This is a genomic window from Trinickia dabaoshanensis (assembly GCF_002879885.1).
GTDB classification, from domain to species: domain Bacteria; phylum Pseudomonadota; class Gammaproteobacteria; order Burkholderiales; family Burkholderiaceae; genus Trinickia; species Trinickia dabaoshanensis.
Window position 1 is genome coordinate 79,069 of sequence record NZ_PNYA01000027.1, and the last position, 12,290, is coordinate 91,358.

Genomic DNA, 12,290 nt, shown 5'->3' on the forward strand with positions numbered 1-12,290 from the left:
CTCACCTCGGGCCGGAGTTCGGCCCGTCGCCGCGATAGCTTTCTTCGTCTTGGAGGTATTCGTCGGGGACCACATTCGGGCGCGGCGGCGCGGCGGTTTGGGGCGCCGGGGCCGGGTTGGCATGCCCGGCCGCAAAGACGGCTCCCATGCCCGGCGCCGAGCCCGCCGCGACGGCCGTAGCGGTCGCCTCGGTGACGACGGTACGTGCGGCCGCTGCGTCCGTGTCCGGCGATGTGGCCGCGCCGTCGCGAGCATAGGTGTATACCGAGCCGTGCGATGCCGGTGGCGCAGGCACGCTCGGCCTAAGCCCGAGTTCTTCCAGCGGCGAATGCGAGCGGGTGGCATCGCCGGCCGGGGGACTCCACGTCGACGCCCGTTCTTCCACATCGAGCGGTCCCATCGCTTCCAGCGTCGTCCGCGTTAGTTGCGCGAGCCCATCCGTTGCGGCGTCCACGCAGATCATGACGGCCCCGCGGCGCACCGCCTCGGCGTAGTGGGCGCGCTCTCGCTCGCGAGGCCCGCTTTCGAACAGCGATTCGAAAAAGCGTTCGATGCTCGCGAGCAGACCTTCGTTCGCTGCCGGCGTCGACTCATAGGCCGTCGTCGCATCGGTCGCGTAGGTCGGCTCGCATTTTGCCTTCAGGGTGACATCGGCAGGCGCGATCCCGGCTGCGACGAGTGCGTCGCGAGCGGCTTCCGCCTGCGGATAGGTATCGAAAAACGCGATGACCGTGTGCTGCATGATGACCTCCTCGATGCCGGTTGCGATACGGTGCGCAAAACTCGCGCCGCGTCGCTCAACTGGCCCTGCCGTGCGCGTGAGCGCGGACTTCGCGTTCACGTCGAATCGTCTGAAGCATCGATTCCAACAAGGCGATATCGAAAGGTTTTGACAGCACACGCACGTTGACATTCCGCGCCCGTTCGAGCTCTTGCGCGTAACCCGTGATGAGGATCACCGGCAGCGGTTCGGCAAGCGCCTGCGCGGCCTCGGCCAAATCGATGCCGTTGGCGGTGCCCGGCATGTGAATATCGGAAATCACCACATCGAAGGGATCGGTCGGTTGCGTCAGCGCTTCGGCGATCAATTTCAGCGCTGCATCGGCATTGAACGCGCAGGTGACGCGATGACCCATCATTCGCAGTAGCGCTTCCGTCCCGGCCGCCACTTCGTCGTTGTCCTCCACGAGCAGCACGTGCAGCCCCCCCGCGGGGACGTCCTGCACGGGTTGCTGCGGATGTGGCGCGACAGCCGCGGGCACGTCGTGGGCGCGCGGCAGATAGAGGCGCACCGTGGTGCCGGAACCCGGCGCGCTATCGATCGTCGCGAGTCCGCCCGAACGGTCGCAAAACGCGAAGACTTGCGGCAGACCCAAACCGGTGCCCATTCCCTTGGGTTTCGTCGTGAACAACGGCTCGAACGCGTGGGCCAGCACCTCGGCCGGCATGCCCGCTCCGGTATCCTCCAATGAAATCTGCACGAACTCGCCGGTCAGGGCGAACCCGCCTTCGGGCTCCAGCCGCACGTTCGTCGCACGTACCGTGAAGCGGCCGCCGCTGGGCATCGCGTCGCGCGCGTTGACCGCAACGTTGATCAGCGCGAGCTCGAGCTCCGCGCTATCGACGTCGATCGGCCAGACATCGCGGCCGATATCGATGACGAGCGCGGCATTCGCGCCCAGCGAGGCGCGCAGCAGTTCGCGGCTCGCGGCCATCCAGCGCGACAGATCGATCGTTTCGCTGCGCAGCGGCTGCTTGCGGGCGACGCCGAGTAGTTGGCGCGTCAGCGATTGACCGCTTTTCAAGGCGCGCTCGATCGCGCCGAGTTCGCGATCGATGCTCGAGACGCCGCGTCGGCGGACGATTTGCACGTTCGTCGCGACGATCGTCAGCAGATTGTTGAAATCGTGCGCGACTGTGCCGACGAGATTGCCGAGCGCCTCCATCTTGCGCGATTGGCGATAGGCCGATTCGATCGACCGCCGCATCGACGCTTCGGCCTTCCACCGTTCCCAGGCTTGTTTTTCCGCCGCCAAACGTTTGAGCGAGAAGGCGAGCACGAACCAAAGCACGATCGACGGCGTAAACACGGACGCGGCGAACACCAGCGCGCGGCGATACCAGGCAGACCAGATTGCCGATTCGCTATACGCGCACGACACGTACACGGGATAACTGCCGACCTGCCGGTATGCGACGATTTGCCCGTCGTGGCGCCCGTGTTTGGCGTTGCTGCCCGGAAGCCGAAGCACGCCCGACCGGGCGCCTGCCGCGAGCGCGGCGGCGAATGTCGGCGAGACCACGGCTTGGTCGGGGCGAGGCGGATACGATGCGAGCACGGCCCCGTCCGTGCGAGTGAGCATCACCGTCATCGCGCCGCGTTCGCCGCCTAGCAGGTCCCGATAAAACGATTCGAAGTACGAGCGGCGCAGCGCCACCGAGACGAGCCCCGCGAACGCCCCATTTGCCCCTCGGCGGGCAATGCCCGTATTGAAGACGGCTTCGCCGCTGCCCGCATGCCAGACCATCACTTTGGACACATGCTCGAGGATGTGCCCGCCGCGAATGCCGACGAAATCGTCGCGCGCCGCGATCGAAGCGCGCGGCGTGGGGTAATAGCGGCTGTTTGCCAGCAGTAGACCTTCCGGGCCGAAGATCGATACCGAGGCAACTTGCGGATAACCGCCACCGATGCTTTGCAGTTTGTTGTGGATATCGGCTTCGCGCGCGCGAATCGCATCGTTGTCGAGCCCGCGCACCAAATCGTCGACGCGCGCGTCGAGCGTCTCGTTCAAGTCGAATACTTTGAGCGCATGTTCCTCGGCGATGCGCACCGTTCGAACCGTCGCGTCGGTCGCCGATGCCACGCGCGCTCTAAAGTTCGAATACACGATCGCGGCGGCATAAATGCCGGGCAGGATGATGGCGGCGGCGAGCAGTGCGATCAATGTGATGCGCCGGACCGCAAAATCGGGCTCGGGCATACCCAGCGCCGCCGAATCGTCTTGCCATTCCTCAGGCAAGGCCTTCGTCGTGGAGTCATCGAGCCGTCGGGTCATATTCGTAGTCGTCCAATCGGCGTTACGCCGTGCAGTCATCATAAGCGAGTTGGTTCGTCGCCGGCCTTTTCGTTCCAAGAGGCATTGCGCGACGCGTCCGAACGTTCGCCCTAAAACAGCGACGAAATCGGAAGCGCAAACGTACACAAAAGAAAAATCTGCGCATATTGGCCAGAAATCGCCATGTTTTTTTCTTCATACCGAAGAAACGAACGAGCTTGCCTGAGCGTTTGTGAAATTGGAGAGTTGATTTTCCGCCGGTTTGCTCCGAGAATTTCGCTTCATTTTTATGCGACATGATGCGCTCGGTGTAACGAGCGCCCGCGTAGAGCACTTGCCGCTCGCGCACGCCACCGCCCGTCGACACGCCCGCTCCCGTTAAAGAAAACGTTCCGAGCCGCCGTTAACGCGATATAGACCGCTTTCGTTTTTCGTCACGCTCTTGCCATGCCTTTGCCGATTGTGATCGCCGATGATTCCCTGCTTGCTCGTAAGGTTCTGACGAAAGCCTTGCCGGCCGACTGGGACGTCGACATCGCATACGCATCGAACGGCCGCGAGGCCCTCGCACTTTACCGCGAGGGGAAAGCCTCGGTGATGTTTCTCGACCTGACGATGCCGGATATGACCGGTTACCAGGTGCTCGAGGCCCTCAAGCACGAGGACTTGAACACCTTCGTGATCGTCGTGTCCGCCGACGTGCAGCCGCTGGCCCAGGAGCGCGTGCGCGCGCTCGGTGCCGTGGCCTTCGTCGCCAAGCCCGTGACCCCAGAGGCAATATTGCCCATCCTGAAGGAGTACGGGTTGTATGCGTGAGAACGTGTTCACCGAAGAGCAGCGCGACGCCCTGCAGGAAATCGCCAATTTGGCGATGGGGCAGGCCGCCACGCGCTTGGCTCGGCTGCTAGATACCTTCATCGAACTGTCGGTGCCGCGCGTGCGCGTGGTGGGTGCCGAGGACGCGGCGCAGACGCTGCGCGAGATGACGGGCATCGACGAAAGCGTGACCGCGGTGCGGCAAGGCTTTCGTTCCGACATCAAAGGCGAGGCGCTCGTCATTTGCCGTAGCAGCGGGGTGGGCCATCTGTGCGCGCTCGTGAACGACCCTTACGTCCATTCGGCTTACGAAGCGGTAAGCCAGACCGAGTTGATGTTCGACGTCGCCAACGTGCTGATGGGCGCGTGCGTGTCGTGCATTCTCAATCAACTCGACCGCACGCCGATTTTTTCGCCGCCGGGGATGCTCGGCGAACGCATTTCGCTCGACGATGTTTTCCAAGCCGATGTGCTTGCATGGAAGGTCGCGTTGCTGCTCGAGGTGAATTTCGCGCTCGAGGATCAAACGTTTCGCGCGCACCTCGTCATGCTGATGGCCGAAGACTCCATTCGGCGGATGAACGAAGCCCTTGACGGGTTGTTGTCGAGCCTATGAACGATGCGATCGAGCAATCTCTCAGCGATTTAGTCATCGAACGCGTCGGGTTCGGAATCTTCGTGCTCGACCGCGACATGAACGTGCTGATGTGGAACCGGTTCATGCAGGACCACAGCGGACAGCCCGCGGAAACCGTCGTCGGTAAATCGATTTTCGCGAGCTTCCCTGAATTGCCGCGCGTGTGGCTCACGCGCAAGGTCGAAAGTGTCTTTCAACTCGGCAGCTTCGCGTTCAGTTCGTGGGAGCAGCGCCCCTACCTCTTCAAGTTCGACCATGACCGCCCGATCACCGGCGGCGTCGACTTCATGCAGCAAGATTGCACCTTCATGCCGCTCACGCGCGGCCGCGAAGTGGTCGCCGTGTGCGTGACGATCTCGGATGTGACTCACGTGAGCGTCATGCAGCGCGAGCGGGAGGAGGCCGTCGAGAAGCTGCAGGAGTACGCGAATCTGGACGGTCTGACGGGCATCGCCAACCGGCGGTTTTTCGAGGACCGGCTGCGCGACGAATTCTTGCGCTGGCAGCGTTACGGCGGCGAGCTCTCGGTGCTGCTGTTCGATCTCGATCACTTCAAGGACATCAACGATCGCTTCGGGCACGCCGTGGGCGATACCGTGCTGCGCGTCATGGCCCAGCGCGTGGCGCAGGCCGTGCGCGTGCAAGACACGTTCGGGCGCTTCGGCGGCGAGGAATTCGCGCTGCTGTTGCCCTGCACGCCGCTGGCCGATGCAATGCTCGTCGCGGAAAAGATTCGGATGACGATCGGCGACACGCCGGTCGAGGCCGAAGGCGTGCGCGTGCCGGTGACGGCAAGCGTAGGCGGCGCGGCGGCGCGTCCCGGCTTGCCGAGCTACGAAGCGCTCATCAACGAGGCGGATGCGGCGCTTTACAGCGCGAAGCGCCAGGGCCGCAATCGGTCGGTTACGCTAGGCTGAGCCGCGCTCGCCGGGTTCGGCGGCGGCACCGCTTTGCCGGCGGCGAAGCCGGCGCCGGACCGTTCGGCGGCGGCACCGAATGAAACGTTGGTATACTTTTGCCCGTTTCCGGCTTCCTTGCTGGTGCGCCGCGCCGCTCATTGAGCGAAGCGCGTCCGAAGAGTGCCCGCGCGGCACGCCGCAAATAGCATCGATTCTCATGCGCCCCGCGAGGGCGCCACAGCGGAGTTCGCCTTGGCCGTATCCAATCTCGTCGCGGACGAAGCAGCACCCGACGCCGCAGCCGTTACGTCGAGCAGCTCGTTCTATCTCGCCATGCGCATTTTGCCGGCTGCGCAGCGCGAGGCGATGTTTCAGATCTACGCATTTTGCCGCGCTGTCGACGACATCGCCGACAGCGATGCGCCGCGCGCCGAGCGCAGCGCCGGGCTCGAGCGCTGGCGCGCCGACATCGACGCCTGCTACGACGGCGAGCCGCGCCGAGCGCTGATTCCGCTCGCGCGCCAGATCCGCGCGTTCGGGCTGCGCCGCGAAGACTTCCACGCGATGATCGACGGCATGGCGATGGATGCCGCGGCCGATATTTGCGCACCCGACGAAGCGACGCTCGATCTGTATTGCGACCGCGTGGCCAGCGCCGCGGGCCGCTTATCGGTGAGAGTGTTCGGGATGAGCGAGGACGCGGGGCATGCGCTGTCCCACCACCTCGGGCGCGCGTTGCAACTGACGAATATCTTGCGCGACATCGACGAAGACGCCGCGATCAACCGCTGCTACTTGCCGCGCGAATTGTTGGCGCGAGAAGGGATTGCCGCGACCAATCCGCTCGAGATCGCCGACGATCCTTCGCTGCCGCGCGTGTGTGCGACGCTCGCGCAACGCGCGCTCGAGCATTTCGCCAAAGCCGACGCGATCATGGACGGCGCACCGCGCAAAGCCGTGCGTGCGCCGCGGATCATGTCGGGCGTCTATCGTTGCCTGCTCGAACGCACGCTCGAGCGTGGCTTCGATGTGCCTCGCTCGCCGGTTGCGAAGCCGCGTCTGCGGCTGTTGGGAATCGTCGCCCGTTACGCGTTTTTTTGAGCCGCGCACCGCGCCCGCTCGCGGGTCGATGCGACCGCGGGCCGACGAGCTTAGACCGATAAGACGAACGACGAAGCCGCGCGCTTCGTCTCGAACACCATTGAGATGCCGATGAACGACGTTACCGCCCCTTCCGCCATCGTGGCGGCCTCGAACAACGCCGATGCGACCCAAACACGGGTTGCGCTCGAGGCCGCGATCGAGCGCGCGACCGACGCCATCCTCGCCGATCAGCGGCCCGACGGACATTGGGTGTACGAACTCGAAGCGGACGCCACGATTCCCGCCGAGTACATCCTGCTCGTCCACTACCTGGGCGAGACGCCCAATCTCGAGCTCGAACGCAAGATCGTGCGCTACCTGCGCCGTATCCAAATGAGCGACGGCGGTTGGCCGCTTTTCACGGATGGCGCGATGGACGTCAGCGCGAGCGTGAAAGCGTATTTCGCGTTGAAGATGGCGGGCGAGCGCGAAGATGCCGAGCATATGCAAAGGGCGCGCTCGGCCATTCTCGGTGCCGGCGGCGCGGAGGCCGTCAACGTCTTCACGCGGATCTTGCTGGCACTGTTCGGTATCGTGCCTTGGAGCGCCGTGCCGATGATGCCCGTCGAGATCACGCTGCTGCCGCAATGGTTTCCGTTCCATTTGTCGAAGGTGTCGTACTGGGCGCGGACGGTCATCGTGCCGTTGCTCGTGCTCAATGCGCGGCGGCCCGTGGCGAAAAATCCGCGCGGCGTGCGTATAAACGAACTCTTTCTCGGCGATCCGGCGCGCACGGGCTTGCTGCCGCGCGCGGGGCATCAGAGCCGGGGCTGGTTCGGATTTTTCCGCGTCGTCGATACGGTATTGCGTGCGACCGACGGGCTATTCCCGAGGAAAACGCGGGAGCGCGCGATCCGGGCCGCCGTCGCGTTCGTCGATGAGCGGCTGAACGGCGAAGACGGGCTCGGGGCGATTTTCCCCGCGATGGCGAACGCGGTGATGATGTACGACACGCTCGGCTACGGTCCCGACTATCCGAACCGCGCTATTGCGCGCGCATCGATCGAAAAACTGCTCGCGATCTCCGAAGACGAAGCGTATTGCCAGCCGTGCTTGTCGCCCGTTTGGGATACCTCGCTCGTCGCCCACGCGCTGCTCGAAACCGAAGCACCGAAGGCACAAGACGCGGTGCTGCGCGGCCTGCAATGGCTGCGGCCGTTGCAGGTGCTCGACGTGCGAGGCGACTGGATCTCGCGCCGTCCCAACGTGCGCCCGGGCGGCTGGGCGTTCCAGTATGCGAACCCGCATTACCCCGATGTCGACGACACGGCGGTCGTGGCATTGGCGATGGATCGCGCGGCGGCGCTGACGAGCTCGAACGTCGATCGTGAGGCGATTGCTCGCGCACGCGAATGGATTGTCGGCATGCAAAGCAGCGACGGCGGATGGGGTGCGTTCGAGCCGGAAAACACGCAGTACTACTTGAACAACATTCCTTTCTCGGATCACGGCGCATTGCTCGACCCACCGACGGCCGACGTTTCGGGGCGATGCTTGTCGATGCTCGCGCAACTGGGCGAGATGCCCGGCAATAGCGAACCGGCGCGGCGTGCATACGACTACCTGCTTGCCGAGCAGGAAGACGACGGCAGTTGGTATGGCCGCTGGGGCATGAACTACATCTACGGGACGTGGACGGCGCTGTGCGCGCTGAACGCGGCCGGTATCGCGCACGACGACACGCGCATCAAGCGCGCCGCGCAGTGGCTGATCTCGATTCAAAACGAAGACGGCGGCTGGGGCGAAGACGGCGCGAGCTACAAGCTCGACTATCGCGGCTACGAGAAGGCGACGAGCACCGCGTCGCAAACGGCGTGGGCGGTGCTCGGTCTGATGGCCGCGGGCGCCGTGGACCATCCGGCTGTGGCGCGCGGCGTGGCGTATCTCGTCGGCACGCAGCGCGAGCATGGCTTGTGGGACGAAACGCGCTTTACCGCCACGGGCTTTCCGCGCGTGTTCTACCTGCGCTATCACGGCTATCGTAAGTTCTTCCCGCTGTGGGCACTGGCGCGATACCGCAATCTGAAGCGCGACGCTCGCGTGCGCGTGACGGTCGGCATGTAATGACGGTTGGCGCGGCAAGGCCGCTCATCATCGTCACGGGGATGGCGTTCGAGGCGCGTATTGCGCGTGGGCCCGGCGTCGAAGTCGTCTACGCCGCGCGCGCCGATGTGCTCGAACGGTCGTTGGTCCAGGCGCTGGCCCGCGGCGCATCGGGCGTGATGAGCTTCGGCACCGCGGGCGGGCTTGCGCCCGGCTTGATGCCCGGCGCACTCGTCGTGGCGAGTGCGATCGACGGGCCGATGGGCCATCGATCGACCGATGCGCTTTGGAGCGAGCAAATCGCCGGCGCGCTGCGCGCATCGATGCCGGCGGCGCGCGTCGAACGCGGCTCGATGGCCGCGGTCTCGGCGCCCGTCGTCTCGCAACAGCAGAAGGAGGCGCTGCATGGCGCGACCGGGGCGCTCGCCGTCGATATGGAGTCGCACATCGCCGCCGAGCAGGCCGGCGCGTATGGGGTGCCTTTCGCCGTATGCCGCGCCATCGTCGATCCTGCATGGCGAACCTTGCCCTCGGCGGCGACCGCGGGCTTGCGCGACGATGGCACGACGGCGCTCGCGCCGATTCTGCGCGAACTCGCGCGCGCGCCCGGGCAGTTGCCCGCTATGATCCGCCTCGCCTTCGATGCGCGCGCCGCCCGCGTATCGCTGGTTGCCGCTCGCGCGGCGCTGCAACGAGCGGGCGCGCTCAGCGCGGGCACCGCAGCGTCCCCGCGCTAAGCTCCCAATCCTTCGTTTCGGCGGCGAAAACACTACCAGTTCTAGTAGATTCCAACCCATTGGTATTCCGATAGGCTCTTTCGATGGACCACTAGCCGGGTTCGATCGCGCGAATCATTCCGGAGACTACGATGGGCGTGCTCAAGGTTGGCCTAGCGGGCATCGGCGCGCAGATGCAGCAGAACCTGCTCCCCGCGCTGCTGCAAACCCCGGGTATCGAGATTGTCGGCGCCTGCGATAGCGAGGCGGCGCGCGCCGGCGCGATTCATCGCTCCGTTCCCGGCATTCGGACGACCGACAGCGTGGCGGCGATGGTCGATACGATGAGCCTGGATGCCATCGTCATGGCTTGCCCGCCGCATCTGCATTGGGAGCTGGCGATCAGTGCGATGCAGCGCGGTATCAGCGTCTTCGTCGAAAGACCGCCTTGCTCGACGCTGGACGAATTGCGTTTGCTCGTGGACATGGCTCGCCAGTGCGGCGTAAGAACCGGTGTGGGAATGAACCTGAGGTTTTCGCGGCCCATCCGGCAACTGCGCGAACTGACCGCGAGCGAAACGTTCGGCAATACGTCGAGCATTCAACTGACGCACTATGCGCATCAGCCGCGCACCGCATTGCCGGGGCACGACACGGCATTGCGTTCCGTTTTGCTTGGACATGCGCTTCAATCGATCGACTTGGCGGTAACGTTCGGCCGCGGCGAGCTCATCGATGTCCAGTCGCACGTGCGCCGCTATGGCGAAGCGTTGACCGTCGAAGCCGAGTGCAGGTTCGCGTCCGGGGCCACGGCAACCTTGCTGCTGGGAACGACGCTTCCTCACTTCGAATTTCACATCAAGCTCATCGGCTCGAACTCGGCCACGGCCGAACTCGACGATCGCGGGGACATCACGCTGCGGGGGGCCGAACCCGGCTCATATGCGGAAATCGACGCGCAAACGCCGTTCGATTTCGGCCCCGATCGCGGCGGTTACGATAGCGAACTGCATCGATTCTTCGAGGCCTGCCGGACGCGCACGCGTTTCGAGGCGGACTTTTACAGCCTGCTGCCGACCTACCGAATCGTCGAGGCCATTTGCGATGCCGATCGGGCGACGGAGCGCGAGCACGATAGCGCCGCCGCGACGCGCGAGGGGTGGCATATATCGCCGCCGGCCGGCACAGGGCTCGGGCGCTTCCCTCACTGAGCGTCTCAGCCGCCTGCTTCGCAGGCGGTGGCCCTCGATCCTGGGCGCTTAGCTTCCCTGATACCATCACCACGGTTTTGCCCGGGGTATGGCATGTTTCATTAAACAAGGAGTGAGGCTTTGGCCACGAGCGAGCGTGAAGGCGGTCGCGTGCGAATCACGTCGACCGAACTGCTGTCCGACAACTGGTACATCCTGCGCAAACACACTTTCGATTTTTTGCGCAGAGACGGCACATGGCAGACATTGACGCGAGAGGTCTACGATCGCGGCAACGGCGCGACGATCCTGCTTTACAACACCGAAAAGAAAACGGTCGTCTTGACGCGCCAATTCCGTCTTCCCGCGTTCGTGAACGAGCATGACGGCATGCTGATCGAAACGTGCGCGGGACTGCTCGATCGCGACGATGCGGAAACGTGCATCCGCAAAGAGACCGAAGAAGAGACCGGCTACCGCGTGAAAAACGTGCGCAAGGTTTTCGAGGCATTCATGAGCCCCGGTTCGGTCACCGAGCGCCTGTACTTTTTCGTCGGCGAATACTTCGGCAAGGATAAAGTGAGCGAAGGCGGCGGCGTGGAATCGGACGGCGAGGAGATAGAGGTGCTCGAGATGACGCTCGACGATGCGCTTGCGCGCGTGGATCGCGGCGAAATCATGGATGGCAAAACGATCATGCTGTTGCAATATGCCAAGCTGCATCGGTTGATCGATTAGACGCTTGCATCGCCAAGGGATATCACATGTCGCGCAATTTCTCGCTGCTGTTCGATTTGGACGGCACGCTCGTGAATACGGACGAGCTTCATTTCCATGCGTTTCAAGTCTTGCTCGGTGAGCTTGGGCGCAGCTTGACGCTCGAGACGTATCAGTCGCGCATCATGGGCGCGACGAACGACGTCATCATGCGCGAATTCTTTCCGGACGTGCCGCAGAGCCGGCATCGGCAACTGGCCGATCGCAAAGAGGCGCTGTTTCGTGCGTCGGTGAGCCGCTTGGAGCCCACGGCGGGGGCATTGGAATTATTCGATTGGGCCTGCTCGCGAGGCGTGGGTATCGCCGTTGTGACGAACGCACCGCGGGCCAATGCGCAGTTGCTGCTCAACGGGCTAGGGCTGGCGGATCGTATCGACACGCTCGTCATCGCCGACGAATTGGCGCGCGGCAAGCCCGATCCTTTGCCGTATCTGACCGGCCTCGAGCGGCTCGGCGGCGATGCTCGGCACGCTGTCGCGTTCGAAGATTCGCTTTCCGGTATTCGCGCGGCGAGCGCCGCAAAAATCTACACCTTCGGCATGCGCACGGCGCTGCCCGCCCAGACGCTGCTCGATGCGGGTGCCGGCGACGTGATCGACGATTTCACGGCGCCCTCGTTGTGGCGCATGCTCGACGAAGCCGTGCAAACGGTCTCATAGCCGGGCCATTGCCGTCAGGGCGCAAGCGCGCATCAGCTTGCGCCGAATCCTTGCACCGTCGATTGCAGCACCGCGCCGCAACTCGTCTTGTGGCCGTCGAATGCCACGGCGCGCCCGTCGACGACGAATTGCGGATCGCCTTCGACGATCATGCAGTTCTCATGTCCGTTTTGGGGGCAGGTGCACGTGTCGCCGACGCAGGCGACGGGAACGCCGTCGACTTCGAAATTCGAAGCGCCGGTCACCACTTTGCCGCCGTGGCTCGTCGGATCGCCGACACGGATCACGTTTTTCATTTGGCTTCCCTCGTTCGTCGATTTGTAATGCCCGCCATTATACGAAGGCCGAGCG

13 protein-coding genes are annotated in these 12,290 nt (G+C 64.2%); 9 read left to right on the plus strand and 4 right to left on the minus strand.

All coding sequences use genetic code 11. The features are described 5' to 3' along the window. Position 1 precedes the first annotated feature (1 nt). The 3 genes from C0Z18_RS25110 to C0Z18_RS25120 are packed head-to-tail and all read right to left on the minus strand — an operon-like array spanning position 2 to position 3,426. Positions 2 to 841, minus strand: a complete 840-nt coding sequence (locus tag C0Z18_RS25110) for a hypothetical protein (RefSeq protein WP_102648156.1) — start codon at positions 839 to 841, stop codon at positions 2 to 4. After that, positions 798 to 3,059, minus strand: a complete 2,262-nt coding sequence (locus C0Z18_RS25115; protein WP_102648157.1) for a hybrid sensor histidine kinase/response regulator — start codon at positions 3,057 to 3,059, stop codon at positions 798 to 800. Before C0Z18_RS25115 ends, C0Z18_RS25110 begins: the two co-directional genes overlap by 44 nt. Before the next feature lie 22 nt (positions 3,060 to 3,081). Beyond that, the gene (locus C0Z18_RS25120) at positions 3,082 to 3,426 is read right to left on the minus strand and encodes a hypothetical protein (RefSeq protein ID WP_102648158.1); all 345 of its coding nucleotides are present in this window, start codon (positions 3,424 to 3,426) and stop codon (positions 3,082 to 3,084) included. Between the two features lie 80 nt (positions 3,427 to 3,506). Between C0Z18_RS25120 and C0Z18_RS25125 the strand changes: the two genes are divergently transcribed. The 9 genes from C0Z18_RS25125 to C0Z18_RS25165 all read left to right on the plus strand — a co-directional run bounded on the left by C0Z18_RS25125 (position 3,507) and on the right by C0Z18_RS25165 (position 11,939). Then, the gene (locus C0Z18_RS25125) at positions 3,507 to 3,875 is read left to right on the plus strand and encodes a response regulator (RefSeq protein ID WP_102648159.1); all 369 of its coding nucleotides are present in this window, start codon (positions 3,507 to 3,509) and stop codon (positions 3,873 to 3,875) included. After that, positions 3,868 to 4,491 carry a chemotaxis protein CheC gene (locus C0Z18_RS25130; protein ID WP_102648160.1) on the plus strand — a complete coding sequence of 208 codons (624 nt, stop codon included), beginning with the start codon at positions 3,868 to 3,870 and terminating at the stop codon, positions 4,489 to 4,491. The genes C0Z18_RS25125 and C0Z18_RS25130 overlap by 8 nt, the downstream gene beginning before the upstream one ends. Next, complete coding sequence (locus C0Z18_RS25135; RefSeq protein WP_102648161.1) at positions 4,488 to 5,429, plus strand: sensor domain-containing diguanylate cyclase; 942 nt, start codon at positions 4,488 to 4,490, stop codon at positions 5,427 to 5,429. Before C0Z18_RS25130 ends, C0Z18_RS25135 begins: the two co-directional genes overlap by 4 nt. A 234-nt stretch (positions 5,430 to 5,663) precedes the next feature. After that, entirely contained in the window at positions 5,664 to 6,512 is an 849-nt protein-coding gene (gene hpnD, locus C0Z18_RS25140) for a presqualene diphosphate synthase HpnD (protein WP_102648202.1), read from the plus strand. A 111-nt stretch (positions 6,513 to 6,623) separates the two neighbouring features. After that, positions 6,624 to 8,618 (plus strand): squalene--hopene cyclase, encoded by a 1,995-nt coding sequence (gene shc, locus C0Z18_RS25145; protein ID WP_102648203.1) that lies wholly within the window; start codon positions 6,624 to 6,626, stop codon positions 8,616 to 8,618. Then, complete coding sequence (locus C0Z18_RS25150; RefSeq protein ID WP_102648162.1) at positions 8,618 to 9,334, plus strand: phosphorylase; 717 nt, start codon at positions 8,618 to 8,620, stop codon at positions 9,332 to 9,334. The genes shc and C0Z18_RS25150 overlap by 1 nt, the downstream gene beginning before the upstream one ends. A 131-nt stretch (positions 9,335 to 9,465) precedes the next feature. Next, on the plus strand, positions 9,466 to 10,524 hold the full coding sequence (locus C0Z18_RS25155) for a Gfo/Idh/MocA family protein (protein WP_102648163.1): 1,059 nt from the start codon (positions 9,466 to 9,468) through the stop codon (positions 10,522 to 10,524). Between the two features lie 120 nt (positions 10,525 to 10,644). After that, positions 10,645 to 11,241 carry a GDP-mannose pyrophosphatase NudK gene (gene nudK / locus C0Z18_RS25160; RefSeq protein WP_102648164.1) on the plus strand — a complete coding sequence of 199 codons (597 nt, stop codon included), beginning with the start codon at positions 10,645 to 10,647 and terminating at the stop codon, positions 11,239 to 11,241. Positions 11,242 to 11,267: 26 nt separating this feature from the next. Further along, positions 11,268 to 11,939, plus strand: a complete 672-nt coding sequence (locus C0Z18_RS25165; protein ID WP_102648165.1) for an HAD family hydrolase — start codon at positions 11,268 to 11,270, stop codon at positions 11,937 to 11,939. A gap of 32 nt (positions 11,940 to 11,971) precedes the next feature. Here the strand turns inward: C0Z18_RS25165 and C0Z18_RS25170 are convergent, their stop codons facing one another. Beyond that, on the minus strand, positions 11,972 to 12,235 hold the full coding sequence (locus C0Z18_RS25170; protein ID WP_102648166.1) for a PAAR domain-containing protein: 264 nt from the start codon (positions 12,233 to 12,235) through the stop codon (positions 11,972 to 11,974). Between the last annotated feature and the right edge of the window lie 55 nt (positions 12,236 to 12,290).

Excerpts from the sequence above, each read along its gene's own strand:
- C0Z18_RS25165 (WP_102648165.1), top strand. The coding sequence starts at position 11,268 with ATGTCGCGCAATTTCTCGCTGCTGTTCGATTTGGACGGCACGCTCGTG.
- C0Z18_RS25155 (WP_102648163.1), top strand. The coding sequence starts at position 9,466 with ATGGGCGTGCTCAAGGTTGGCCTAGCGGGCATCGGCGCGCAGATGCAG.
- C0Z18_RS25150 (WP_102648162.1), top strand. The coding sequence starts at position 8,618 with ATGACGGTTGGCGCGGCAAGGCCGCTCATCATCGTCACGGGGATGGCG.
- C0Z18_RS25125 (WP_102648159.1), top strand. The coding sequence starts at position 3,507 with ATGCCTTTGCCGATTGTGATCGCCGATGATTCCCTGCTTGCTCGTAAG.
- C0Z18_RS25170 (WP_102648166.1), bottom strand. The coding sequence starts at position 12,235 with ATGAAAAACGTGATCCGTGTCGGCGATCCGACGAGCCACGGCGGCAAA.
- C0Z18_RS25130 (WP_102648160.1), top strand. The coding sequence starts at position 3,868 with ATGCGTGAGAACGTGTTCACCGAAGAGCAGCGCGACGCCCTGCAGGAA.
- C0Z18_RS25135 (WP_102648161.1), top strand. The coding sequence starts at position 4,488 with ATGAACGATGCGATCGAGCAATCTCTCAGCGATTTAGTCATCGAACGC.
- C0Z18_RS25115 (WP_102648157.1), bottom strand. The coding sequence starts at position 3,059 with ATGACCCGACGGCTCGATGACTCCACGACGAAGGCCTTGCCTGAGGAA.
- shc (WP_102648203.1), top strand. The coding sequence starts at position 6,624 with ATGAACGACGTTACCGCCCCTTCCGCCATCGTGGCGGCCTCGAACAAC.